Source organism: Streptomyces daghestanicus, from assembly GCF_020521275.1.
GTDB classification, from domain to species: domain Bacteria; phylum Actinomycetota; class Actinomycetes; order Streptomycetales; family Streptomycetaceae; genus Streptomyces; species Streptomyces griseoviridis.
This window is the reverse complement of sequence record NZ_BNDX01000002.1, coordinates 1,154,878-1,176,198: the sequence shown is the minus strand read 5'-3', so window position 1 is coordinate 1,176,198 and position 21,321 is coordinate 1,154,878. Positions and strand designations below refer to the sequence as shown.

Below are 21,321 nucleotides of genomic sequence, written 5' to 3'. Positions count from 1 at the left end.
CGCCCTCGCCGGCCGCCGTCGGCCGGCGGTCGCCCGGGGTGACGGTAGCAGCGATCAGGCGCGGTCCAGACCTAGGGGGGCGGGGTGGCGCAGCGGCGCGGCGAGTTCGGCCAGGGCGTGTTCCAGTCCGTGCAGATGGGCGAGGACGGGTTCACGCGCGCCCGGCCGCTCCGGCCGCTCCGGCAGGGGGCCGGCGCCGGGGCCGGTGGTCAGGGCCTCGACGGCGGCCTCGACCCGGCGGCAGGCGGCGGTCAGCCGGGCGTCGTGGGAGGCCACCGGGTCGGCGGCGACGGCGGCCAGGCCGTGGATCTGCCGGGCGCAGTCGTCGAGCAGGGCGAGCACCCGGCGGGCGCGCCGCCTGCGGGCGCGCAGCGGGTTGAGCGGGTGGGTCAGCGGCGCCACCGACAGCCGTACCCGGCCGAGCAGCTGTTCCAGTTCGGCGACGCGCGGTGCCGGGTCGGCGCCCTCGGTGCCCGCGATCCGGGCGGCGGTCTCGACGGTGCAGGCGTGGACGGCGCGCAGGGCCCGCCTGATCCAGGCGTCGGTGACGGCGTGGGTGGTGACCGGCAGCACGAGCAGCACGGCGAGCGCGGCGCCGAGCGCACCCACGGCCGTCTCGGCGAGGCGCAGGGCGAGCAGGGCCGGGGTGAGCACACCGAGCAGGCCGTAGAGCAGTTCGGCGAGGAGGGTGACGCAGAGCATCATCCAGGTGTAGGAGACGGCCGCCGAGTAGAAGATGCCGAAGACGCAGGCGGCGGCGAGGGCCGCGCTGGGCAGCGGCGCCCCGTCCACGGGGACGGCGACGAGCAGTCCGAGGCCGATACCGAGGACCGTGCCGAGGACCCGGCGGAAGCCGCGGACCAGGGTCTCGCCGCGCGAGGTGGTGTTGACGAAGACCCACCAGGTGGCGCCGACCGCCCAGTACCAGCGGTCCCCGGACACCAGGTGCCCGACGACCAGGGCGAAGCCGGCGCCGGCGGTGGCCTGGACGGCCTGCCGGGTGGTGACGCGGGCGAGCCCGGTACCGGGAAGCGCGGCGGGTGTGGCGGGTGCCGGGAGGCGGCGTTCGTAGCACCACAGCCCGAAGCGGACCGCCGCGGCGGTGGCCACGGACAGCAGGACGGCGGCGTACAGGGCGGGGAGCTGTCCGGGGGTGGTGTGCAGGAACTGCGCCACGAAGAAGGTCATGAAGGCGAACACGCCGAGGCTGTGGCCGCGCGGACCCCAGCGCCGGGCGTACACGCCCGCGCCGGTGACGGCGAGGAAGGCGAGGTCGCGGGCGACGGGGTGGTCGTGCAGGACGGACGCGGCGGCGAGCACCGGCAGGCCGACGGCGGGCAGCAGCGCGGTGGTGACCGCCTGGCCGCGCACGGTCGCGTCGGCGACGGTGAACAGGGCGAGCAGCGCGGCGAGCCCGCCGGCGACGGTGCCGGGCAGCGACTGTCCGGCGGCCCCGCAGACGAGGACGGCCGCGCCGATGCCGGCGACGGCCCGTGCCGCGAACCGCAGCCGCGTCCGTCCCGGGTCCGGTGCCGTGAACATCCTCTTCAGCACGGTGTGACTCCCCCTCGGCAACCTGTGGCTCCCCGTTCCGTGACGCCCGGCACCCCGTCCGGCGCGCCGGCACCAAAAAGGCGCCGCGGATCGGTCCGCAGCGCCATCGACTCCTCCATCTCAGCATCCCGCCCGCCGGTGGCTCAACAGGTTGCCGTTCCACTGGGCCATTGGCCCAGCGAAGACGGCGGTACGATGGCCAGGAGTCGGCCAACGGCTCAGTAGGCCGGGGACACCGGGGAGTGGAGGCGTCATGGCCGTGGACGAGCTGGACACCCGCATCCTGCGGCTGCTGCTGGAGCAGCCGCGCACCAGCGTCCGCGAGTACGCCCGGCTGCTCGGCGTCGCCCGCGGCACGGTGCAGGCGCGGCTCGACCGGCTGGAGCGGGACGGCGTGATCACCGGTACGGGTCCGGTCCTCTCCCCCGCCGCGCTCGGGCACCCGGTGCTGGCGTTCGTGCACATCGAGGTGACGCAGGGGCACCTGGACGACGTGGGGGACGCGCTCGCCGGGGTCCCCGAGATCGTGGAGGCGTTCTCCATCACGGGCGGCGGGGACCTGCTGACCCGGGTGGTGGCCCGTGACAACGCGCATCTGGAGGACGTGATCCAGAAACTGATCAGCCTCCCCGGCGTGGTCCGCACCCGTTCCGAGGTGGCGCTGCGCGAACGGGTCCCGCACCGGTTGCTGCCGCTGGTGGAGTCGGTGGGGCGGGCGGCCGGGAAGTAGGCCGGGAGGTTTTGCCCGCGGCGGTGATCGGTCCGGGCGGCGCGTCCGTATCTCCGGGTGTCCGAGCCCGCCCCGACCCCTGGAGGCCCGACGCGCGTCACGCGCGCCACCGCGGGTACCGCCCTCGTCTGCGGTGCCCTGCTCCTCACCCTCACCGCGCTCGCCTGCCCGACCGTGCTCGCGGTGCGGAACACCACCGGTGGCCCGCACCGGGTGATCGCCGAGACCCGGTACGGACCGCTGACCGAGGCGGACCGGGACTTCGTGGTCAAGGTGCGGGCGGCGGGACTGTGGGGGTACCCGCTGGGGCTGCCGGCCATGGAGCGGGGGACGACGGCGGAGATGAGGGAGGCCGGCGAGCACCTGGTCGCGGGGCACGCCCGGCTGGACGCCACCTGCCGCAGGATCGGGCCCGAGCCGGGCGTCGCGCTGCCCAACCGGGCGTCGCCGCAGCAACAGCGGTTCGTGGCGGCCGTGGAAGGGACGACGGGCAGGCAGTTCGACACCACGGCGGTCACCATCATGCGGGTGACTCACGGGCAGATCTTCCCGGCGATCGCCAGGATCCGCGCCGGCACCGGCAACAGCCTGGTCCGGCAGCTCGCCGACCAGACCGACGACACCGTCCTCGACCAGATCAGCGTCCTGGAGCGCGCCGGCCTGGTCAACTTCGACCGGACCAGCCTCCAGCAGACCGCCCCGCCGAAGCCGACCGCGGCGCGGACGACCCGCCCCCACCGAACCTCCGGGTCCGGCGGTGCGCTGAGGCCGGGGTCGCCTAGGAGCGGCGGCGGGGGCGACCGCGCCGGGCACCACTCCTGGCCGCGCCACGCCTGGCGGGGGCGCCCGCCTGCTTACCCGCGCCGGCCTGCTTCCCCGTGCCCGTCTGCTTCCCGGTCCCCGGCTTGCGGCGGGCCTCGTCCTTCCCGGGTTCCGGCGTGGCCGGCCGGCGGCCCCGGGTGCTGTTGACGGTCCGGCCACGGACGATGCCGATGAAGTCCTCCACCAGGTCGGTGTGCGCGTCCTGCGGCCAGGACAGCGCCACGCTCGACTGCGGGGCGTCGGTGACCGGACGGTGGGTGAGGTCCTTGCGGTGGTGCAGCCGGGCCAGCGACAGCGGGACGACCAGGACGCCCACCCCGGCCGCGACCAGTTCGACGGCGTCCGCCGTGGTGGCGGGACGCTCGACCGCGGGCCGGCCCGGTGGCCGCTCCCAGTCCAGGACGTCGTCGAGGGGGTGGAAGACGACCTCGTCGGCGAGGTCCGCCGCGGTGACCTCGTCGGCCGCCGTGACGAGGTGGTCCCTGGGCACGACCACGACCGTCGTCTCGGTGTAGAGGGGGATGGCGCTCAGGACGTCCCGGTCGACGGGCAGCCGTACCAGGCCCGCGTCCGCGTCGCCGCCCCGCAGCGCCCCGGGCGCCTCGGCGGCGGTCACCTGGGACAGGGAGAGCGGGACCTCGGGCCGCCGCTCGCCCCAGATGCGCACCCACTTGCCGGGCATCACCCCGGGGACGTACGCGAGGCGGAACGGGTGCGGGGCTTCCGAGGCTGTCACCCGGCCAGGTTACCGACCGGGCGGCGGCCCCGGGCACCGCCCCGGCCGGCGGACCGGGAGACGGCCCTGGTCACCGGCGTGGTCAGGACCCGGTCATCCGCTCGATACCCTGGACGCCATGACCGAGCACCAGAGCACCCAGACGATGAAGCCCGCGACCGCGGCGAAGAAGCTGGGTGTGTATCTCGACGCCACGCCCGCCGAGTTCCGCGAGGGCGCCGTCACCCGCGCCGAGCTGAACGCCCTTCAGGCCGATCCGCCCCAGTGGCTGCGCGACCTGCGGCGCGACGGCCCGCACCCGAGGCCGGTGGTCGCCGCGAAGCTGGGTGTCTCCATCGCCGGTCTGCGGCGCGGCGGGATCGACGGGGCGCTCACCACGGAGCAGATCGAGGCGCTGAAGCAGGAGGACCCCGAGTGGCTCCGGCGGGAGCGCGCCACGCAGGCCGAGGTCCGCAAGGAGTCGGCCCGCGTGAAGAAGCTGCACGCCGAGCGCGCCGAGCGGGACTGATCCCGCCGCGGGCTCAGCCCTCCGCCTGCTGTTCCGTCCGGCTCCACGCGTACTGGAGCCAGTCGGAGACGGCGACGGCGCTGAGCCCCGCGCACACCAGCTTGGCCGCCCGGGGTGTCCAGGCGTAGGAGGCGACCAGCCCGCCGGCCACCCACGCGGAGGTGCAGAACGGGCAGGACACCAGGTCGCCGACGGCCCGGCGCAGGCCGCTGCCCCGCGAGGCGTCGTTGACCTCGGTGCCGTGGCTGTCCTCCTCGCGCCGGGTGAAGGGCGCCCTCAGGAAGCTCGTGACCTTGTCCTTGGTGAGCAGCCGGGACGCCTTGAAGGTGGCGGTGCCCAGCAGCAACAGGTCCCAGGGCGGAACCCCGTCGGGCAGCCGCACCCCGCGCCGGTGCGCCGCCCACGCGAAGACCCCCAGCCCGGTCGTGAAGGTGGCCGCCAGGGCGGCGTATCCGCCGAGGGGCGTGCCCTCCTCGTCGCCGTAGCTCCGTTCGCCGTCGGTCATCCGTGCCTCCGTGGTGCCTTGTCGCCGCCGTTGCCGGTGCCGGCCCGGCCGGCTGTTCCGTCTCTTCTGCCGGCGTGCCGTTCGCCCGTGCTGCCGAACAGGTCCGCCCAGTCCGCAGGGAGCTGGTCCAGCAGGTGGTCCACCTGGCCCGCGGGGACGGTGTCGGCGACCGTCGACAGGACGGCGCCGGCATCCCACTCCGCGGTGCGCGGGCGCGCGCCGGTCCGCCGCGCCACCCGCCGCAGGAACTCCTCCCGGTCGAACGGCTCGGGACGTCCCCGTTCCGGCCGCAGCGCCTCGTCCAGCGGGGCGGGCAGTTGGGCGGCCAGATCGGTCGCCTCCCCGGGGACTATCCGGGAGCCGAGGACCCGCAGAACCGCCTCGGTGACCTGTTCGGCCTCCTCCTGGCTGTGGAACTCCCCGCGGTCACGGACCCGGGTCAGGAACTCGTCCGCCCTCACAACGTGCCTCCTCGCTAGATCCCCCCACGGGTGCCCGTCGCCCGGACGGCATAACCGGTGAGGCCGCTCTCATCGGCGGCCGGGTCCGGCTCCGCGCGCCGTCCGGGCCAGGGCGAGCGCCAGGCCGACGGGGTCGTCCCGGAACAGGGCGTGTCCGGCGGTGACGCGGGCGCGGCGGGCCGGCCCCTCCGGGGTGAGCCGGCGCAGCGCCGCCAGCAGCCCGGCGTCGTCCCCGGCGGCCTCGGAGACACCCAGCGCGGCCATGGCGCGGACGCCGTCGGCGCCATGGCCGGGGATCGGGCGGTGGCCGACGACCGGCAGCCCGGCGGCGAGCGCCTGGACGGCGGTCTGGCCGGCCGCGTTGTCGACCAGGGCACGGGCCGCGTGCAGCAGGCCCGGCATGTCGGTCACCCAGCCCAGGGCGAGGGCGCCCGGCACGCGGGACAGCTCGCGGCGCAGCGTCTCGTTGGCGCCGCACAGCACCACCGGCAGGAAGCCGTGGCGGGCCAGCAGGCGGACGGTGGCGTCCGGGCGCGAGGCGACGCCCCAGGCGCCGGACGCCAGCAGGACCGGGGTCCGGCCGGGCGCGTGCCGGTCGAACAGCCGCCGCCAGCGCTCCGCGCCCGCCGCCCCGGCGCGGAAGGCCGGGTCCACGACGGGACCGCACGTCCGGGCCGGCACGCCGGTGTCCCGGCGGACCGCGCGGGCGGCCTCCTCGGTGAGGCACAGGTACTGGTCGTTGCCGGGGTGCAGCCACTGCCGGTGCGGCACGAAGTCGATCACCAGGACGGCGCTCGGGACGGAGAGCAGGCCCCGGGCGCGCAGATGGCCGGTGAGCTGGGCGCCGAGGTGGAAGACGGGGACGACGACGTCCGCCCCGGTCCCCGCGGCCAGCTCGCTCAGCCGGCTCCCCGCCAGCCGGGCGAGCGGTGTGCCGCCGGGGCGGCGGCCGGGACCGGGCCGCAGGAACAGCCGGTACAGCGCGGCGTACGCCCAGGGGAAGTGCCGTACCGATCCCCGGTAGAAGTGCCGCAGCCCGGCGCCCAGGCCGTACGGCAGCAGGGTGAGGACGTCGACGACGGTGGCGTCGCCGCCGCGTTCACGCGTCCGGCGGACCAGTTCGGCGGCGACCGTGTCGTGGCCGGCGCCCATGGCGGCGCTCACCACCAGCAGCCGCCCGGCGGGCCGCGGCGCGGCGGGGGCCGGCCGGCGGGGCGTGGACGAGCTGTCGGGGCGCACGGCGTGGGGGTAGCCCGCCCCCCGCACCCCAAACCGCCTCAAGATGGGCGTTTCGGATGCACCCGGCTGGATACTCCGTCAGCGCCCGTCCCGCCGGACGCCGGGCGCCCTGGTGGCGGCCGCTCCTGAGGTGTTCCGGCCCGCACCCGAGGTGGTTGGCATGGTCTCTGTGTTCTCCCGGCCCCGGCCCCCGCTCGCGCCCACGGCCGCCGCGGCCGGTGCGGAGCCGGCGCGGGAGTTCGGGCGGGCGGGCCGGGCGGGCACGCGGACCGGTGCGGCGCGAGTGACCGGTGCGGCGCGAGTGACCGGTGCGGCGCGAGTGACCGGTGCGGCGCTGGTGACCGGTGCGTCCTCGGGCATCGGCGCGGCCCTGGCCCGGCGGCTCGGTGCCGAGGGCACCTGGGACCTGGTGCTGACCGGCCGCGATCCGGAGCGGCTGCGCGCGGTCGCCGACGCCTCCTCGGCCAGCGCCCTCGCCCTCGACCTCACCGCACCCGGTGCCGACCGCCGGCTCGCCGACTTCACCCTGGCGACCGTGGGTCCGGTGGGCCTGCTGGTGGCCGGTGCCGGGGTCGGCTGGGCCGGGGAGTTCCGCGAGATGCCCGCGCACGCCATCGACGAGGTCCTGGAGACCGACCTGACCGCCACCCTGCGGCTGGTGCGGCTGCTGCTGCCGGACATGGTCGCGGCGGGGACGGGCCGGGTGGTGCTGGTCGGGTCGCTCGCGGGCTGCGTCGGGGTGCGCGGCGAGGCCGTGTACTCCGCGGCCAAGGCGGCGCTCGGCGCCTTCGCCGACGCCCTGCGCCAGGAGCTGCGCGGGACCGGGGTGGGCGTCACCCATGTGATCCCCGGGGTCGTGGACACCCCCTTCTTCGAACGCCGCGGCGCGCCCTACCGGCGTTCCCGCCCCCGGCCGGTGCCGCCGGAGCGGGTGGCCGACGCCATCCGCGACACCGCGGTGCGGCGGGGCCGGGACGAGGTGTACGTACCCGGCTGGCTGCGGCTGCCGTGCCGGGTGCGCGGTGCGACGCCGGGTCTGTACCGGCGGCTGGCCGCCCGGTTCGGCTGAGCGGGCTCGGTGCACGTCCTCACCGTCGTCCTCGCCCTGTGCGCCGCGCTGTCCAACGCCGCCGCGTCGGTGCTGCAACGGCGGGCCGCCGCGGCGGACGCCGCGGACGCGGCACCGGGCCACCCGGTCCGGTGGCTGCTGCGCCTGGTCCGGGACCCGTACTGGGTGGGCGGCGCGGCGCTGCTCGCGGTGACGACGGTGCTCCAGGCGGCGGCGCTCGCGGTGGGATCGCTCGCCCTCGTCCAGCCGCTGATGGCCAGCGAGCTGCTGTTCACCCTGGTGGTCGGCAGCGCGGTCTTCCACCACCGGCCCGACCGGACGACCTGGCTGGCGTTCGGTGCCCTGGCCGTCGGGCTGGCCCTGTTCCTGGGCGCCGCCGCGCCCTCCGAGGGACAGGACACCGCCGTGCCCGGCCGGTGGGCGACGGCCGGCCCGGCGGTGCTCTGCGCGGTGGCCGCCCTGGCCGCGGCCGGCCGGCTGGCCCGGGGTGCCGCGCGGGCCGCGCTGTTCGGTTCCGCCTCGGCGGTGGCGTTCGGGGGGACGGCCGCGCTGCTGAAGGAGGTCACCGGACGGTTCCCGCAGGGCGTGGGCGCCGTCCTCACCCAGTGGCCGCCGTACGCCACGGCGGTGGTCGGCGTACTCGGCTTCCTGCTGTTGCAGAGCGCGCTGCGGGCCGGGACGCTCGCCGCCTCGCAGCCCGCCCTCACCCTCGGTGACGCGCTGACCAGCGTGGCGCTGGGCTGGGCTCTGTTCGGGGAGGAGATCGCCCTCGGCGTACGCGTCCTGCCCGAGCTGCTCGGGGTGGCGCTGATCGGCCTGGGCAGCGTGGGACTGGCCCGCGCGCCGTCGGTGCACGGCACCTGGGACACCGCGGCGGCCCTCGACGGTCCGGGCGGCGGGCCCGGCGCGGGGCGGGCATGATGCGGGGCGGGAAGCGGAACGCGTCGCGCCCGACGGCCGGAGAGACCGCCTGGCCGCCCGGCTGCCTCGCGGCCCGGCCGCCTGGCCGCCCGACTCCGACTGTCTGGCCGCCTGACTGTCTGGCCGCCTGGCCGCCCGGGAGAAAGGAGACGGACGGATGATCGACGGTGACCGGTCCCCCGCCGTGCGGGCCGTGTGCGTACTGGCTCCGCTCGCCGCGGCGCTGGCGCACCTCGGCCCGGCGGCGACCTGGCTGCCCGGGCCGCGCCGCCGCTGGCTGCCCGCCCTGGCCGGCCGGGGGCGCCCGGACCATGTCGCGCTGACCTTCGACGACGGACCCGACCCGGTGTCCACGCCGCTGTTCCTCGACGCGCTGGACGCGCTCGGGGTGCGGGCGACCTTCTTCGTGCTGGGCGGACGGGTCGCCCGGTGCCCGGACGTGGCCCGCGAGACGGTCCGCCGGGGCCATGAACTCGCCGTCCACGGCTGGGCGCACGACCGGCCCTGGCTGCCGTCGCCGGGCCGGGACGCCCGCGAGCTGTTCCGGGCCGCGTACGCGGTCGCCGACGTCACCGGCCGGTGGCCGCGCTGGTACCGCCCGCCCTACGGCATCCTCACCTCCGGACGCTGGGCCGCCGCCCGGCGGGCGGGGCTGCGGCCGGTGCTGTGGACGGCGTGGGGCCGGGACTGGACGCCGCACGCCACACCCGCCTCGGTCCGCCGGACGGCCGCGGCGGACCTGCGCGGCGGCGGGACACTGCTGCTGCACGACACCGACCACGCGTCCGCGCCGGACAGCTGGCGGGCCACGCTGGGCGCCCTGCCGGAGATCGTGGCCGACTGCCGCGCCGCGGGCCTGGCCCTGGGCCCGCTCGCCGGGCACGCGACGGCCAGGACGGGCGCGGCGGCGCTCACCGGGGCCACCCCGGCGACGGCCTCCACGGGGGCGGTCTGAGGGAGGGGCGGCTCCCCCGCGCGCGGGGGAGCCGCCCCTCCTCAGGCCGCCGTGTCCACCAGGGACTCCCGGTGGATGGGCGTACCCAGGCCGGTCAGCGGCGTCCCGGTGCCCCCGCGGCGGGCGGCGACGATCTCCGCCGTGATGGACAGGGCCGTCTCCTCGGGGGTGCGGGCACCCAGGTCGAGGCCGATCGGGGAACGCAGCCGGGCCAGTTCGCGGTCGGTCAGCCCGGCCTCGCGCAGCCGCCGGGTGCGGTCGGCGTGGGTCCGGCGCGACCCCATCGCCCCGACGAAGGCGACCGGCATCCGCAGCGCCTCGGTCAGCAGCGGTACGTCGAACTTGGCGTCGTGGGTGAGCACGCACAGCACCGTCCGCGCGTCGGTGGCGGTGCCCCGCAGATAACGGTGCGGCCAGCCGACGACGACCTCGTCGGCCTCGGGGAACCGGGCGGCCGTGGCGAAGACGGGCCGGGCGTCGCACACGGTGACCCGGTAGCCGAGGAACTTCCCCGCGCGGACCAGCGCCGCGGCGAAGTCGACGGCCCCGAAGACGATCATCCGGGGCGGCGGCACGCTCGACTCGACCAGCAGCGTGAGACCGCCGGGGCAGTGCGAACCGTCCTCCGAGACGCCGACGAGGGCGGTGCGCCCGGCGTCGAGCAGCGCGCGGGCCTCGGCCGCCGCCGTCCGGTCCAGGTCGGGGTGGCCGCCGAGGCCGCCCTCGGCCGGCCCGTCGGGCCGGACCAGCAGGGCGTTCCCCAGCAGTTCCGCCGGTCCCTCGACGACCCGGGCGACGGCCGCCGGACGCCGCTCGGCGGCGGCCGTGAGCGCCTCCGCGAACACCGCCCGCCAGGGCGCGTCCGCGCGGACCGGCGTGACCAGGACGTCGATGATCCCGCCGCAGGTCAGGCCGACCGCGAAGGCGTCCTCGTCGCTGTACCCGAACCGTTCGCGCACCGCGCGGCCGTCCTGGAGGGCCTGGACGCACAGGTCGTAGACCGCGCCCTCCACACAGCCGCCGGAGACGGAGCCGATGGCCGTGCCCTCCCCGTCGACGGCGAGGGCCGCGCCGAGGCCGCGCGGGGCGCTGCCGCCGACCGAGACGACGGAGGCGACGGCGAAGTCCCGGCCCTCGGCGGCCCAGCGGCGCAGCTCACCGGCGATGTCAAACATCCCGGCCCGCCTCCAGCACCCGGTCGGGCCTGATCGGCAGCCGGCGGTGGCGTACGCCCGTCGCGTGCCAGACGGCGTTGGCGATGGCCGCCGCCGCCCCGACGACGCCGATCTCGCCGATGCCCTTGATGCCGACCGGGTCGTCCGGGTCGGGGTCGTCCACCCAGTCCGCTTCCAGGCGGGGCACGTCGGCGTGGGTGGCGACGTGGTAGCCCGCGAGGTCGGGCGCGTAGTGCGCGCCGGTGGAGGGGTCCCGTACGGCCTCTTCGTGCAGGGCCATGGAGATGCCCCAGGCCATGCCGCCGAGCAACTGGTTGCGGGCGGTGAGGGGGTTGACGATCCGGCCGGCCGCGAAGATGCCGAGCATCCGGCGGACCCGTATCTCGCCGGTGCCGGTGTCCACCGCGACCTCGGCGAACTGCGCCCCGAAGGAGTGCCGTTCCTTCTGCGCGAGGGACTGCAGGGCCTCGGTGGTGTCGGAGCGTACGGTGATGCCCTCGGGCGGGATGCCGGTGCCGAGGGCGAGCCGCTCGCGCAGTTCGGCGGCGGCGGCGTTGACCGCCCAGGCCCAGGAGCGGGTGCCCATGGAGCCGCCGGCGACGCCCGCCGGCCCGAAGTCGCTGTCGCCGATGTGCACCCGTACCCGGTCCGTCGTCGTCTCCAGCGCGTCGGCGGCGACCAGGGTGAGGGCGGTCCGGGCGCCGGTGCCGACGTCGGCGGCGGCGATCCGCACGGTGAAGGTGCCGTCCGGCTCGGCGGTCACCAGGGCCGTGGAGGGCAGGGCGCCGGCGCCGAAGGAGGCGGCGGCGGTCCCGGTGCCCAGCAGCCAGCGGCCCTCGCGGCGCACCCCGGGGCGGGGGTCGCGGTCGGCCCAGCCGAACCGGCGGGCGCCCTCGCGGAAACAGGCGGCCAGGTTGCGGCTGCTGAAGGGCAGGCCGGAGACCGGGCCGGTCTCGGGCTCGTTGCGCAGGCGCAGCTCGATCGGGTCGAGGCCGCACCGCTCGGCGAGTTCGTCGAGGGCCGCCTCCAGGGCGAAGGAGCCGGGGGCCTCGCCGGGTGCGCGCATCCAGGTCGGGGAGGGCACGTCGAGCCGGATGACCTGGTTGACCGTGCGGTGGGCGGCGGCGTCGTACATCACCCGGGCCACACCGGCGCTCGGTTCGACGAACTCGTAGACCGTGGAGGTCTGGTTGACCGAGCGGTGCTCCAGGGCGCGCAGCCGGCCGTCCGCGTCGGCGCCGAGCCGGACCCGCTGGCGGGTGGGGCTGCGGTAGCCGGTCAGGGAGAACATCTGACGGCGGGTCAGCACCACGCGGACGGGCCGCTGGAGGGCGGTGGCGGCCATCGCGGCGGAGACCTGGTGGACGCGGAGGCCCTTGCTGCCGAAGCCGCCGCCGATGTGCTCGGAGCGGACCCGCACGGCGGACATGTCCAGCGAGAACATCTGCGCCAGTTCGTTCTGCACCCAGGTGGTGCCCTGGTTGGAGTCGACGACCTCCAGCCGGCCGCCGTCCCAGTGGGCGGTGGCCGCGTGCGGCTCCATCATGCTGTGGTGCTCTTCGGGGGTGGAGTACTCGACGTCCACGACGTGCGCGGCGGCGTCGAGTTCGGCCTCCAGGTCGCCCTTCTCCGTCACGGCGGGCATGTGTCCGTCGACCGGGTAGGCGTCCGGGCGGTCGGCGGAGAGCGCGATGTCGTGCGGTTCCTCCTCGTAGCGCACGACGAGGCTCTCGGCTGCCTCCCGGGCCTGCTCGGGGGTCTCGGCGACGACCAGGGCGACGGGCCAGCCCGCGTGCGGCACCCGGTCGTGCTGGAAGACGGCGGCGGTCGGGTCGGGGGCGCCGAGCATGCCGACGTAGTCGGTCTCGACGCGCGGCGCGTTGCCGTGGTGGAGCACGGCGAGTACGCCCGGCATGGCGAGGACGGCCTCGGTCTCGACGGCGCGGACGCGTCCGCGGGTGATGGTGGAGAGCACCAGCCAGCCGTGGGCGAGGTCGGCGAAGGGGATCTCGCCCGCGTACCGGGCGGCGCCGGTGACCTTGGCGCGGCCCTCGACGCGGGTGCGGGCGGTGCCGACGGCGCCTGCCGGGGCCGTACGGCCGGTCGTGGCAGTGGTCATCGGGCGGCCTCCTCGGTGAGCTGGGCCAGCACGGCCACCACGAGGTTGCGCATGAGGGTCACCTTGTATCCGTTGTCGGGCAGGGGCCGGGCCGCCGCCAGTTCGGCGTCCGCGGCGGCGGCGAAGGCCGCCTCGTCGGCGGGGGCGCCGATGAGCGCCCGCTCCGCCGCCGTGGCCCGCCAGGGCCGGGAGGCGACGGCGCCGAAGGCCAGCCGCACGTCCCGCACGACGCCGTCGCGGACGTCGAGCGCGGCGGCGACCGAGCCGATCGCGAAGGCGTACGAGGCGCGCTCGCGGACCTTGCGGTAGCGGGAACGGGCGGCGACCGGGGCGGGCGGCAGGGTCACGCCGGTGATCAGCGCGCCCGGCGGCAGGGCGGTCTCCCGGTGCGGGGTGTCGCCCACCGGCAGGTAGAAGTCGGCGAGCGGCAGCTCACCGGGTCCCTCGGGCGTCTCGTAGGTGACGACCGCGTCGAACGCGGTGAGGGCCACACCCATGTCCGAGGGGTGGGTGGCCACGCAGTGGTCGGAGGCGCCGAGGACGGCGTGATTGTGGTGGGCGCCGGTGAGGGCGGAGCAACCGCTGCCGGGGACGCGCTTGTTGCACGGCCGGGCGGTGTCGGTGAAGTAGCCGCAGCGGGTGCGCTGGAGGAGGTTGCCGCCGACCGTGGCCATGTTGCGCAGCTGCCCGGAGGCGCCGGCCAGGACGGCCTGGGAGAGCGCGGGGTAGCGGCGGCGGACCTCGGGGTGCGCGGCGAGGTCGCTGTTGGTGACGGTCGCGCCGATGCGCAGGCCGCCGTCGGGGGTCGGCTCGACGCGGTCCAGGGGCAGTTCGCGGACGTCGACGAGGAGGGCGGGCCGCTCCACGCCGGTCTTCATCAGGTCGACAAGGTTGGTGCCGCCGCCGAGGAAGCGGGCCTCCGGTTCGGCGGCGAGCAGGGCGAGCGCGCCGGAGACGTCGGCGGCGCGCCGGTATCCGAACTCCTTCACGCCACCGCCTCCTCGGCGTCGTGCGCCCGCTCGTCCGCGGCGCGGGCCACCGCGTCGACGATGGAGACGTAGGCGGCGCAGCGGCAGAGGTTGCCGCTCATCCGCTCGCGGATCTCCTCGGGGGTCAGCTCGGGCGGTCCCGCCTCGGGCCGTACGTCGTCGGTGGCGGCGCTCGGCCAGCCGGCCGCGTGCTCCTCGATGACGCCGACGGCCGAGCAGATCTGGCCGGGCGTGCAGTAGCCGCACTGGTAGCCGTCGAGGTCGAGGAACGCCTGCTGCACCGGGTGCAGCCGGTCGCCGTCGGCCAGGCCCTCGACGGTGGTGATCTCGCGGCCGTCGGCGGCGACCGCGAGTTGCAGACAGGAGACGGAGCGGCGGCCGTCGATCAGGACGGTGCAGGCGCCGCACTGCCCTTGGTCGCAGCCCTTCTTGGTGCCGGTGAGGTCGAGCCGCTCGCGCAGGGCGTCGAGCAGGGTGGTGCGGTGGTCGACGGTCAGGGGGTGCTTCTCGCCGTTGATGTGCAAGGTGATGTCACTGCGGTTCGGCGAGGGCGCTGAAGCCATGATCAGCCTTCTTCATGCGTCTGGGAACGAGTCATGCGTCCCGGAGCGAGTCGTGCGTCCGGGACTTGGAGCGAGTCGTGTGTCTGGAAATGATTCGTGCGTCAGGAAGGGAGAAGTGGCTCTACGGGAACGAAGGTGGCGCTGTGCGTGTGGGGGGAGGCCGCGGGCTCTGGCGCGTGGCACGGGCACGGATATGCTGGCAGCAACCGGACAGCTGTCCGCTCTACGAAAACGTAACGGACAGTTGTCCGGTTATCAAGGACGGGATTCGGACGAGATGCGGACGGGACTCGTCCGGTCCCGGTCGGCTTCCGTGGAAGGAGGAGCCGTGGAACAGCCGGGCAAGAAAGCACCGTTGCGCTCGGACGCCCAGCGCAACCGCGAGCGCATCCTGGAGGTGGCGCTGGCCGAACTGACGGACTGCGCGAACGCCCCGCTGAGCACGATCGCCCGCAAGGCGGGGGTCGGCCAGGGCACGTTCTACCGCAACTTCCCCAATCGCGAGGCGCTGGTCCTGGAGATCTACCGCCACGAGATGCAGCAGGTCGCCGACAGCGCCGCCGAGTTGCTCGCCGAGCGGGAGCCCGACGGGGCGCTGCGCGCCTGGATGGACCACCTGGCCCGGTTCGCCCTGACCAAGGCGGGCCTGGCCGAGGCCATCCGGCAGGCCACCTGCGCCCCCGACGGACCGGCCAAGCCGGAGCCCTCCCCCCTGCTGTCCGCGGCCGGACTCCTGCTGCGCGCGGGCCAGGAGGCCGGCACCGTCCGTCCCGGGGTCACCTCGGACGACTTCCTGCTCGCCATCGCCGGCCTGTGGCAGATCGAGCCGCGCGACGACTGGCAGGACCGGGCCGACCGGCTGCTCGACCTCGTCATGGACGGGTTGCGGGCGGGGGCGGCGGGGCGGTGAGGCGCCCCGCCGGCACCTGACCCGCGGAGGCGGCGGGAGATGCCCACGGGCTCCGGCCGGCGGCCGGTGTCCGGCGGCGGAATGGCGTGTTCTGATCGACGCCCGCGCGACGCCCGCTCCGTCGGGCGACCCCCCGGCCGACCCCCCGGACGACGCACACGCCCTCTTCGTGCATCTGTGCGCCCCCGCGAGGAGAGACATGGGGAAACCCCGGAACCGCACAGTTGGGCAGGACTATGACTTGAGCGGTGGCTCGGTGTGCGATCACCGGGCCTGTCCGTACGTCGGCTGAGGCAGGTGGTGTCCCATGAGCGAGGCCGTACCCGTGACCGAACGCGTCTGGACGACCGGTGTTGCGCCGGGCATATTCCCCTTCTTCGGGCACGCTATCGCACTGTTGTCGCGCCCGCTGGATTTTCTCGAATCTCTTCCCGCGCGGGGTGATGTGGTCGAGGTCCGGCTGGGGCCGCGCCGCGCCTGGATGGTGTGCCACCCGGACCTGGTCCACCAAGTGCTCAAGGACCCGCGCACCTTCGACAAGGGCGGCCCCCTCTACGACCGGCTGCGCGGGCTCATGGGCGATGGTCTGGTGACCTGCCCCCACGACGACCACCGGCGCCAGCGCAGGCTGCTCCAGCCCGCGTTCACTCCCGCGCGGGTCTCCGCCCTCACCCGGCTCATGGGCGAGGAGGCCGCCTCGGTGTGCCGCTCCTGGCGGCCGGGGCGGCGGGTGGACGTCACGGCGGCGATGGTCGCCCTGACCACGGGGGTGACGAGCCGGCTGCTCTTCTCCGGTTCCCTGGACGCCGGGCGGGCCGCCGCCGTGCGGGCCTGTCTCGCGGTGGTCGTCCGGGGCCTGTTCGTCCGGACGGTCGTGCCGGTCGACGCCCTGTTCCGCCTGCCCACGCCCGGCAACCGGCGGTACCGGAGCGCGGTGCGACGGCTGCACGGGCTGGTCGACACCCTCATCGCGGAGCGCCGCCGCGGCGCGCCCCGGGACGATCTGCTGGGCACCCTGCTGACGGCGGCCGGCGGGGGCGACGGGGCGGACACCGGGCCGCTCACCGAGCGGGAGGTCCGCGACCAGCTCGTCACCCTGCTGCTCACCGGCGTCGAGAGCACCGCGATGTGCCTGGCCTCCGTCTTCGCCCTGCTGGCGGACCACCCGGAGGCGGAGCGGACGCTGCACGAGGAGCTGGACGCCGTGCTCGCCGACGGGTCCGTGCCGGGTCCCGGGGAACTGGCCCGGCTCGCCCGCACCCGTGACGTGGTCACCGAGACGCTCCGGCTGCGCCCTCCGGGCTGGCTGTTCACCCGGCTCACCACCCGGGAGACGGAGCTGGCCGGATGCCGTCTGCCGCGTGGGGCGACCGTGCTGTACAGCCCGTACCTCCTGCACCACCGGGACACGGCGTTCCCCGAACCCGACCGGTTCCGCCCCGAGCGGTGGCTGCCCGGCGGGGAGGCGGCCGGGGCGGGCCGGGCGATGCTGCCGTTCGCTGCGGGGAGCCGCAAGTGCATCGGCGACACCTTCGCCATGACCGAGGCCGTCACCGCCGTGGCCGTCATCGCCCGGCACTGGCGGCTGCGGGCCCCGGCGGGACCGCTCGGCCGGCCGCGTCCGGCCGCCACCCTGGGACCCCGGACGCTGGTCCTGGTCGGCGAACCGCGGACCCGCCCGGCGGAGGGCGGTCCGGCGTCCGCCCCACCGCACGGACGGAACGAACGGCAAGCGCGGCACGCGCACCCCCCACGGCAGGGCGCCTCACAGGACATCCCGCTGACCGGACCGCAGGACGCCGCTCCCAAGGCCCCGCGGACCGGACCGACGACGGCAGGTGACGACGTATGACGGCACAGGCGGCCCGTACGGCCGAGACGACGTTCGCACCACAGGTGAGGGAGACGGCACACGCCGCTCCGGAAGGCAGCCTCAAGGAGCTGATCGACTCCACCCTCCACATGCCCTTCCCCTTCCTGGCCAACCCGCACGAGCAGCGGGCGGCGGCCGGGGTCGACAGCTGGCTGCGCCGCTGGGGGCTGACCGATGACCCGGCGGTGGCGGAGATGATCGTCCGCACCCGTCCGGCGCAGCTCGCGTCGTACAACAGCCCTCATATGGACGCCGAGTTGCTCCAGCTCGTGGCCGATCAGATCGCCTACCAGTTCGTGTTCGACGACCTGGCCGAGGAGCTGGGGCGGCCGGGGCCGGACCGGCTGCTGCCGATGGTGTGCGAGAGCGTGGCGATCCTGCGGGACGACGAGCCGCCGGTCACCCCGCTCGGGGCGGCCCTCGCCGACCTCCACCGGCGGGTGCGGGAGCGGTGCACGCCCGCGCAGGCGGCCCGCTGGGCCTGGAACAGCCGTGAGTACGTGCACGGGCTGCTCTACGAGGCGGTGGCGCAGAGCCATTCGCTGCCGCCGCGGATCGCGCTGGTCACCTCCATCCGGGCGCTGATCGCCGGAGTCGAGCCCTTCTATCCGCTGTGCGAGGCGGCGCAGCCCGAGGAGCTGACCGCGCGGGAGCTGAACCACCCGGTCATGCGGCGGCTCGGGCGTCTCTCGGCGGACGCCGCGGTGTGGATACCCGACCTCTTCTCCGCGGTGAAGGAGCACCGGGCGGGCGGCCTGATCAACCTCGCGCTCGCCTACCGGCGCGCCCACGAGTGCACCCTGCCCCAGGCGGTCGCCCTGGCGGTGCGGCGGATCAACGGCACGATCGAGGAGTTCCAGCGGCTGCGCCGGGTGATCGAGCCCGAGCTGGGCCCGGCGGGCCCCGGCTACCTCGACGGCATGGCGGGCTGGATCCGCGGCTGTTACTACTGGTCGCGGGTGGTGCCCCGGTACGCGGACACGGCGGAGGTGCCGGCGATCGGCGCTTGACGGACGCCGCGGACGCCGGGGCGCCGTACGGACGGCGTGACGGGCGGGAGAGGCGCAGGTGGCACGGGAGGTGGGGCCGTCGCCCCGGAGGCGGCCCGGCGGGTGGCGAAATGGTCCACGCTACCCCTCCCGGCCACGTCCCACACGCCGACCGCGCTCGATTCACCCGTCCTCGTCCAACCTGTCTCAGAGTCCGGGCAGTCCGGCCCGGCCGGCGCGTACGCTCGGCGCTGTCCTCCGACGGCCGTCGACAGGAAGCAGTACCGCACATGGCGACTGGACTGCGTCAACCGGGCAGCGAACGGCGTCCGCTGCTGGAGCGCCGAGACGAACTGGACGCGCTCGACGAAGCGTTGGCGCGCCTGTGTGACACGGACGGGGACGCGCCCCATCCCCGGCGCGGCGGCGTGGTGGCCTTCACCGGACCGGCGGGCATGGGCAAGACGACCCTGCTCTCCCGGGCCCGGGAGCGGGCCCTGGCCCGCGGCTGCACCGTGCTGTCGGGCCGCGGCGGGGAGAACGAGCAGGAGCTGGCGTTCCGGGTGCTGCGCCAGTTGCTCCAGCCCTCGCTCGCGGCGCTGGACGCGGACGAGCGCCGCGCGTTCCTCGGCAGCTGGTACGGCATAGTCGCCTCCGCTCTCGGCCTGGAGGCGTCCGGCGCGGCCCACGCTCCCGACCCGCTGGGCGTGCGCGACGGCCTGGACTGGGTCATGACCCAGCTGACGGTCCGCAAGGCGCCGGTCGTGGTGCTCCTGGACGACGCGCACTGGGCCGACATCGAGTCCCTGGGCTGGCTCGCCTCCTTCGCGCCCCGGGCCGACGACCTGCCGCTGCTGATCGTCACGGCCTACCGGCCCGACGAACTGCCGTCCGAGGCCGACGCGTTCCGCGCGCTGATGGAGCGCCACGGGGAGCGTCCGCACAGCCTCGCCCCGCTCACCGGGGCCGCCGTCGCCCGGATCGTGCGGGACGTCCTGGGCGAGCGGGCCGAGGACGCGTTCTGCGCCGAGTGCTGGGCGGTCACCGGCGGCAGCCCCTTCGAGACCGTCGAGCTGGCCCTGCGACTGGACGAGGCCGGGCTGACCGGTACCCGGGCCGACCTCGGGGCGATGCGGAACCTCGCCTCGGCGGTCAAGGGCCCGGGGCTGATCGACCGGTTGCACCGGCTCGGCGCGGCCACGGTCCGGTTCGCGTGGGCGGTGGCCGTGCTGGGCTGCCCCGCGCCGCCGGACCTGGCGGCCGTGCTGGCGGTGGTCGGCTCCGAGGAGGCCGCCACCGCGACCGAGCGGCTGCGCAAGGCCCGTGTCCTCGCGCCGGGCTCGGGGGCGGGCGGCGGCCTGGAGTTCGTCCACCCCCTGATCGCCACGGCCGTCTACCGGGACGTCCCGGCCCCGCTGCGCGTCGGCATGCACAACGCCGCCGCCGAGGCCGTCCGCGCCGCCGGGGCCGGCCCCACCGCCGCCGCCCGGCACCTGCTGGAGGTGCCCTGCGAGGGCAGTTCCGAAGCCGTCGCCTGCCTCAGGGAGGCCGCCCGCGAGTACCTGCGCTCCGGTGCCCCGGAGGCCGCCCGGCGGGTCCTGGTCCGGGCCCTCCAGGAGCCCCCGCCGTCCGGGGAGCGGGCCGCCCTCCTGCACGAGATCGCCTGCGCCACCTTCCTGATCGACCCGGAGGCCACCGTCACCCACCTCCGGGAGGCGCTGACGGAGCCGGACGTCGACCCCGAGCTGCGCGCCTCGATCGTCTTCCGGCTGGCCCAGGCCCTGGCCCACACCGACCGGGTCGCGGAGGCCGCCGCGGTCGCCGGGGAGGAGGCGAAGCGCGCCGCCAACCCCCGGGTGCGGCTGCGGATGCAGACCGACCACTTCGTGTGGAGCGCCTTCCGCACCGACGAGCCGGACTCCCCCGCGCGCTCCCGCACGCTGGTGCGGCTGGCCGGGCGGATGCCGGGCCGCAGCCTGGAGGAGCGGTACATCCTGGGGCTGCGGTCCTGGGACGCCATGGTGCGCGGCGAACCGCGCCGGCAGTCCATGGACTGGGCGGATAAGGCGCTGCGCGGCGGCATGAGCTGGACCAGCGAGCACCAGGGGTTCGAGGTGCCCGTCTCGGTCGCCCTGGTGTTCATGTACGGCGCCCAGCCGGGACGGTCGGAGGAGCTGTTCATCCAGGGCATCGCCGAGTGCGAGCGCAAGGGCTGGCGCGGCTCGCACCTGGCGCTGGGCCAGGCCCTCTACGGCTATATCCGCTACCGGCGCGGCTGTCTGGCCGAGGCGGAGGAACTGGGCCGGGCGGGCCTGGGCATCGCCGACCGGGTGGACGGGGCGGTGCCCGCGCAGTTCTTCGCCATCGGCATCCTCGTCCAGACCCTGCTGGCCCGGGGCAAGACCGAGGAGGCCCGCCGGCTGGTCGACGACTACCGGTACGTCGAGATGCTGCCGAACGCCGTGATCTACCCCGATCCGCGTACGGTCCACGCCGAGCTGCTGCTGGCCGAGGGCCGGTACCGGACCGCCACCCGCATCCTCACCGAGCTGGGCGAACGGCTGGACGAACGCGGCTGGCGCAACCCGGCGTGGTGCCCGTGGCAGCTCCATCTGGCCCGTGCGGTGGCCCGCAGCGAACCGGGCCGGGCGCTGGCCCTGGCGAGGGACGCGGTCGAGCGGGCCCGTGGGTTCGGCGCCGCGTCGGCGATCGGGCAGGCGCTGTGCGTCGAGGCGGAGGTGACCGGCACGGCCGCCGCGCTCGACCTGTACGCGGAGGCCGTGACGCATCTGGAGGCCTCGCCCGCCGCCTTCGAGCTGGCCCGCGCGCTGGTCGGCCACGGCGCGCTGCTGTCCCGCAACGGGCGGGTGCAGGAGGCCGCCGACCGGCTCTACCAGGGGCTGGAACGCGCGGTGCACTGCGGTGCGGAGGGGCTGGCGGTGCGGGCCAGGGCGGAGCTGTCCGCGGCCGGGCTGCGGCCGCTGCCGCTGCGGTACGCGCAGACGGAGACGCTCACCGTGCGGGAGCGCAGGGCGGCGGAGCTGACCGCGCAGGGCGTTCCGGCGGAGGTGATCGCCAAGGAGCTGCGCCTGACCGAGCAGGGCGTGCGGCAGGTGCTGTCCTCGGTGTACCGCACGCTGGGGACGGACGCGGAGGGCCTGGCGCGGGCGCTGGAGAGCGCGCCCCGCACCCGTCACTGACGC

The 21,321-nt window shown here is 76.0% G+C and carries 18 protein-coding genes and 1 pseudogene; 10 read left to right on the top strand and 9 right to left on the bottom strand.

Going from position 1 to position 21,321, the window contains the following annotated elements:
* Nucleotides 1–54: 54 nt before the first annotated feature.
* Entirely contained in the window at nt 55–1,554 is a 1,500-nt protein-coding gene (locus tag Sdagh_RS05115; protein WP_189422053.1) for an FUSC family protein, read from the bottom strand.
* A gap of 253 nt (nt 1,555–1,807) precedes the next feature.
* On the opposite strand from Sdagh_RS05115, the gene Sdagh_RS05110 reads away from it, so the two are divergent.
* Both Sdagh_RS05110 and Sdagh_RS05105 read left to right on the top strand, forming a co-directional pair.
* Nucleotides 1,808–2,284, top strand: a complete 477-nt coding sequence (locus tag Sdagh_RS05110) for an Lrp/AsnC family transcriptional regulator (protein ID WP_189422054.1) — start codon at nt 1,808–1,810, stop codon at nt 2,282–2,284.
* Nucleotides 2,285–2,341: 57 nt separating this feature from the next.
* A pseudogene (locus Sdagh_RS05105) lies at nt 2,342–3,064 on the top strand (DUF4142 domain-containing protein); the annotation flags it as partial.
* Here Sdagh_RS05105 and Sdagh_RS05100 read toward each other — a convergent pair.
* The gene (locus Sdagh_RS05100) at nt 3,063–3,842 is read right to left on the bottom strand and encodes a LysR substrate-binding domain-containing protein (protein ID WP_226534588.1); all 780 of its coding nucleotides are present in this window, start codon (nt 3,840–3,842) and stop codon (nt 3,063–3,065) included. The pseudogene Sdagh_RS05105 and the gene Sdagh_RS05100 sit on opposite strands and share 2 nt — an antisense overlap.
* A 118-nt stretch (nt 3,843–3,960) precedes the next feature.
* Between Sdagh_RS05100 and Sdagh_RS05095 the strand changes: the two genes are divergently transcribed.
* A complete protein-coding gene (locus Sdagh_RS05095) occupies nt 3,961–4,350 on the top strand; it encodes a DUF5997 family protein (RefSeq protein WP_189422055.1) in 390 nt (129 codons plus the stop codon).
* Nucleotides 4,351–4,363: 13 nt separating this feature from the next.
* Here the strand turns inward: Sdagh_RS05095 and Sdagh_RS05090 are convergent, their stop codons facing one another.
* The 3 genes from Sdagh_RS05090 to Sdagh_RS05080 form a co-directional block, all read right to left on the bottom strand.
* Nucleotides 4,364–4,855: a DUF1360 domain-containing protein gene (locus tag Sdagh_RS05090; protein ID WP_189422056.1), complete on the bottom strand. Its 492-nt coding sequence runs from the start codon at nt 4,853–4,855 to the stop codon at nt 4,364–4,366.
* Entirely contained in the window at nt 4,852–5,316 is a 465-nt protein-coding gene (locus Sdagh_RS05085; RefSeq protein WP_189422057.1) for a DUF2267 domain-containing protein, read from the bottom strand. Before Sdagh_RS05085 ends, Sdagh_RS05090 begins: the two co-directional genes overlap by 4 nt.
* Before the next feature lie 69 nt (nt 5,317–5,385).
* On the bottom strand, nt 5,386–6,555 hold the full coding sequence (locus Sdagh_RS05080; protein WP_441007663.1) for an MGDG synthase family glycosyltransferase: 1,170 nt from the start codon (nt 6,553–6,555) through the stop codon (nt 5,386–5,388).
* A 160-nt stretch (nt 6,556–6,715) separates the two neighbouring features.
* Between Sdagh_RS05080 and Sdagh_RS05075 the strand changes: the two genes are divergently transcribed.
* The 3 genes from Sdagh_RS05075 to Sdagh_RS05065 all read left to right on the top strand — a co-directional run bounded on the left by Sdagh_RS05075 (nt 6,716) and on the right by Sdagh_RS05065 (nt 9,500).
* Nucleotides 6,716–7,624, top strand: coding sequence for an SDR family NAD(P)-dependent oxidoreductase (locus Sdagh_RS05075; RefSeq protein ID WP_190077823.1), 909 nt, complete (start codon nt 6,716–6,718; stop codon nt 7,622–7,624).
* A 9-nt stretch (nt 7,625–7,633) separates the two neighbouring features.
* Nucleotides 7,634–8,545 (top strand): DMT family transporter, encoded by a 912-nt coding sequence (locus tag Sdagh_RS05070; protein WP_189422059.1) that lies wholly within the window; start codon nt 7,634–7,636, stop codon nt 8,543–8,545.
* Between the two features lie 157 nt (nt 8,546–8,702).
* A complete protein-coding gene (locus Sdagh_RS05065) occupies nt 8,703–9,500 on the top strand; it encodes a polysaccharide deacetylase family protein (RefSeq protein WP_190077822.1) in 798 nt (265 codons plus the stop codon).
* 41 nt (nt 9,501–9,541) lie between these two features.
* On the opposite strand, the gene Sdagh_RS05060 is transcribed toward Sdagh_RS05065, so the two are convergent.
* The 4 genes from Sdagh_RS05060 to Sdagh_RS05045 are packed head-to-tail and all read right to left on the bottom strand — an operon-like array spanning nt 9,542 to nt 14,346.
* The gene (locus Sdagh_RS05060; RefSeq protein ID WP_189422061.1) at nt 9,542–10,675 is read right to left on the bottom strand and encodes an XdhC family protein; all 1,134 of its coding nucleotides are present in this window, start codon (nt 10,673–10,675) and stop codon (nt 9,542–9,544) included.
* Nucleotides 10,668–12,794: a xanthine dehydrogenase family protein molybdopterin-binding subunit gene (locus tag Sdagh_RS05055; RefSeq protein WP_189422062.1), complete on the bottom strand. Its 2,127-nt coding sequence runs from the start codon at nt 12,792–12,794 to the stop codon at nt 10,668–10,670. The genes Sdagh_RS05060 and Sdagh_RS05055 overlap by 8 nt, the downstream gene beginning before the upstream one ends.
* On the bottom strand, nt 12,791–13,783 hold the full coding sequence (locus Sdagh_RS05050; protein WP_189422063.1) for an FAD binding domain-containing protein: 993 nt from the start codon (nt 13,781–13,783) through the stop codon (nt 12,791–12,793). Before Sdagh_RS05050 ends, Sdagh_RS05055 begins: the two co-directional genes overlap by 4 nt.
* Nucleotides 13,780–14,346 carry a (2Fe-2S)-binding protein gene (locus Sdagh_RS05045; protein ID WP_189422064.1) on the bottom strand — a complete coding sequence of 189 codons (567 nt, stop codon included), beginning with the start codon at nt 14,344–14,346 and terminating at the stop codon, nt 13,780–13,782. Before Sdagh_RS05045 ends, Sdagh_RS05050 begins: the two co-directional genes overlap by 4 nt.
* A 328-nt stretch (nt 14,347–14,674) precedes the next feature.
* Between Sdagh_RS05045 and Sdagh_RS05040 the strand changes: the two genes are divergently transcribed.
* The 4 genes from Sdagh_RS05040 to Sdagh_RS05025 all read left to right on the top strand — a co-directional run bounded on the left by Sdagh_RS05040 (nt 14,675) and on the right by Sdagh_RS05025 (nt 21,318).
* Nucleotides 14,675–15,256 (top strand): TetR/AcrR family transcriptional regulator, encoded by a 582-nt coding sequence (locus Sdagh_RS05040; protein WP_226534586.1) that lies wholly within the window; start codon nt 14,675–14,677, stop codon nt 15,254–15,256.
* 307 nt (nt 15,257–15,563) lie between these two features.
* Nucleotides 15,564–17,108 (top strand): cytochrome P450, encoded by a 1,545-nt coding sequence (locus Sdagh_RS05035; protein ID WP_189422066.1) that lies wholly within the window; start codon nt 15,564–15,566, stop codon nt 17,106–17,108.
* On the top strand, nt 17,105–18,139 hold the full coding sequence (locus Sdagh_RS05030) for a (-)-alpha-amorphene synthase (RefSeq protein ID WP_226534584.1): 1,035 nt from the start codon (nt 17,105–17,107) through the stop codon (nt 18,137–18,139). Before Sdagh_RS05035 ends, Sdagh_RS05030 begins: the two co-directional genes overlap by 4 nt.
* Nucleotides 18,140–18,408: 269 nt before the next feature.
* The gene (locus Sdagh_RS05025; protein ID WP_190077821.1) at nt 18,409–21,318 is read left to right on the top strand and encodes an ATP-binding protein; all 2,910 of its coding nucleotides are present in this window, start codon (nt 18,409–18,411) and stop codon (nt 21,316–21,318) included.
* Nucleotides 21,319–21,321: the final 3 nt, after the last annotated feature.

Coding starts and splice junctions, on each gene's coding strand:
- Sdagh_RS05110 (WP_189422054.1), top strand. CDS start 1,808: ATGGCCGTGGACGAGCTGGACACCCGCATCCTGCGGCTGCTGCTGGAG.
- Sdagh_RS05095 (WP_189422055.1), top strand. CDS start 3,961: ATGACCGAGCACCAGAGCACCCAGACGATGAAGCCCGCGACCGCGGCG.
- Sdagh_RS05090 (WP_189422056.1), bottom strand. CDS start 4,855: ATGACCGACGGCGAACGGAGCTACGGCGACGAGGAGGGCACGCCCCTC.
- Sdagh_RS05075 (WP_190077823.1), top strand. CDS start 6,716: ATGGTCTCTGTGTTCTCCCGGCCCCGGCCCCCGCTCGCGCCCACGGCC.
- Sdagh_RS05065 (WP_190077822.1), top strand. CDS start 8,703: ATGATCGACGGTGACCGGTCCCCCGCCGTGCGGGCCGTGTGCGTACTG.
- Sdagh_RS05060 (WP_189422061.1), bottom strand. CDS start 10,675: ATGTTTGACATCGCCGGTGAGCTGCGCCGCTGGGCCGCCGAGGGCCGG.
- Sdagh_RS05055 (WP_189422062.1), bottom strand. CDS start 12,794: ATGACCACTGCCACGACCGGCCGTACGGCCCCGGCAGGCGCCGTCGGC.
- Sdagh_RS05045 (WP_189422064.1), bottom strand. CDS start 14,346: ATGGCTTCAGCGCCCTCGCCGAACCGCAGTGACATCACCTTGCACATC.
- Sdagh_RS05035 (WP_189422066.1), top strand. CDS start 15,564: ATGAGCGAGGCCGTACCCGTGACCGAACGCGTCTGGACGACCGGTGTT.
- Sdagh_RS05030 (WP_226534584.1), top strand. CDS start 17,105: ATGACGGCACAGGCGGCCCGTACGGCCGAGACGACGTTCGCACCACAG.
- Sdagh_RS05025 (WP_190077821.1), top strand. CDS start 18,409: ATGGCGACTGGACTGCGTCAACCGGGCAGCGAACGGCGTCCGCTGCTG.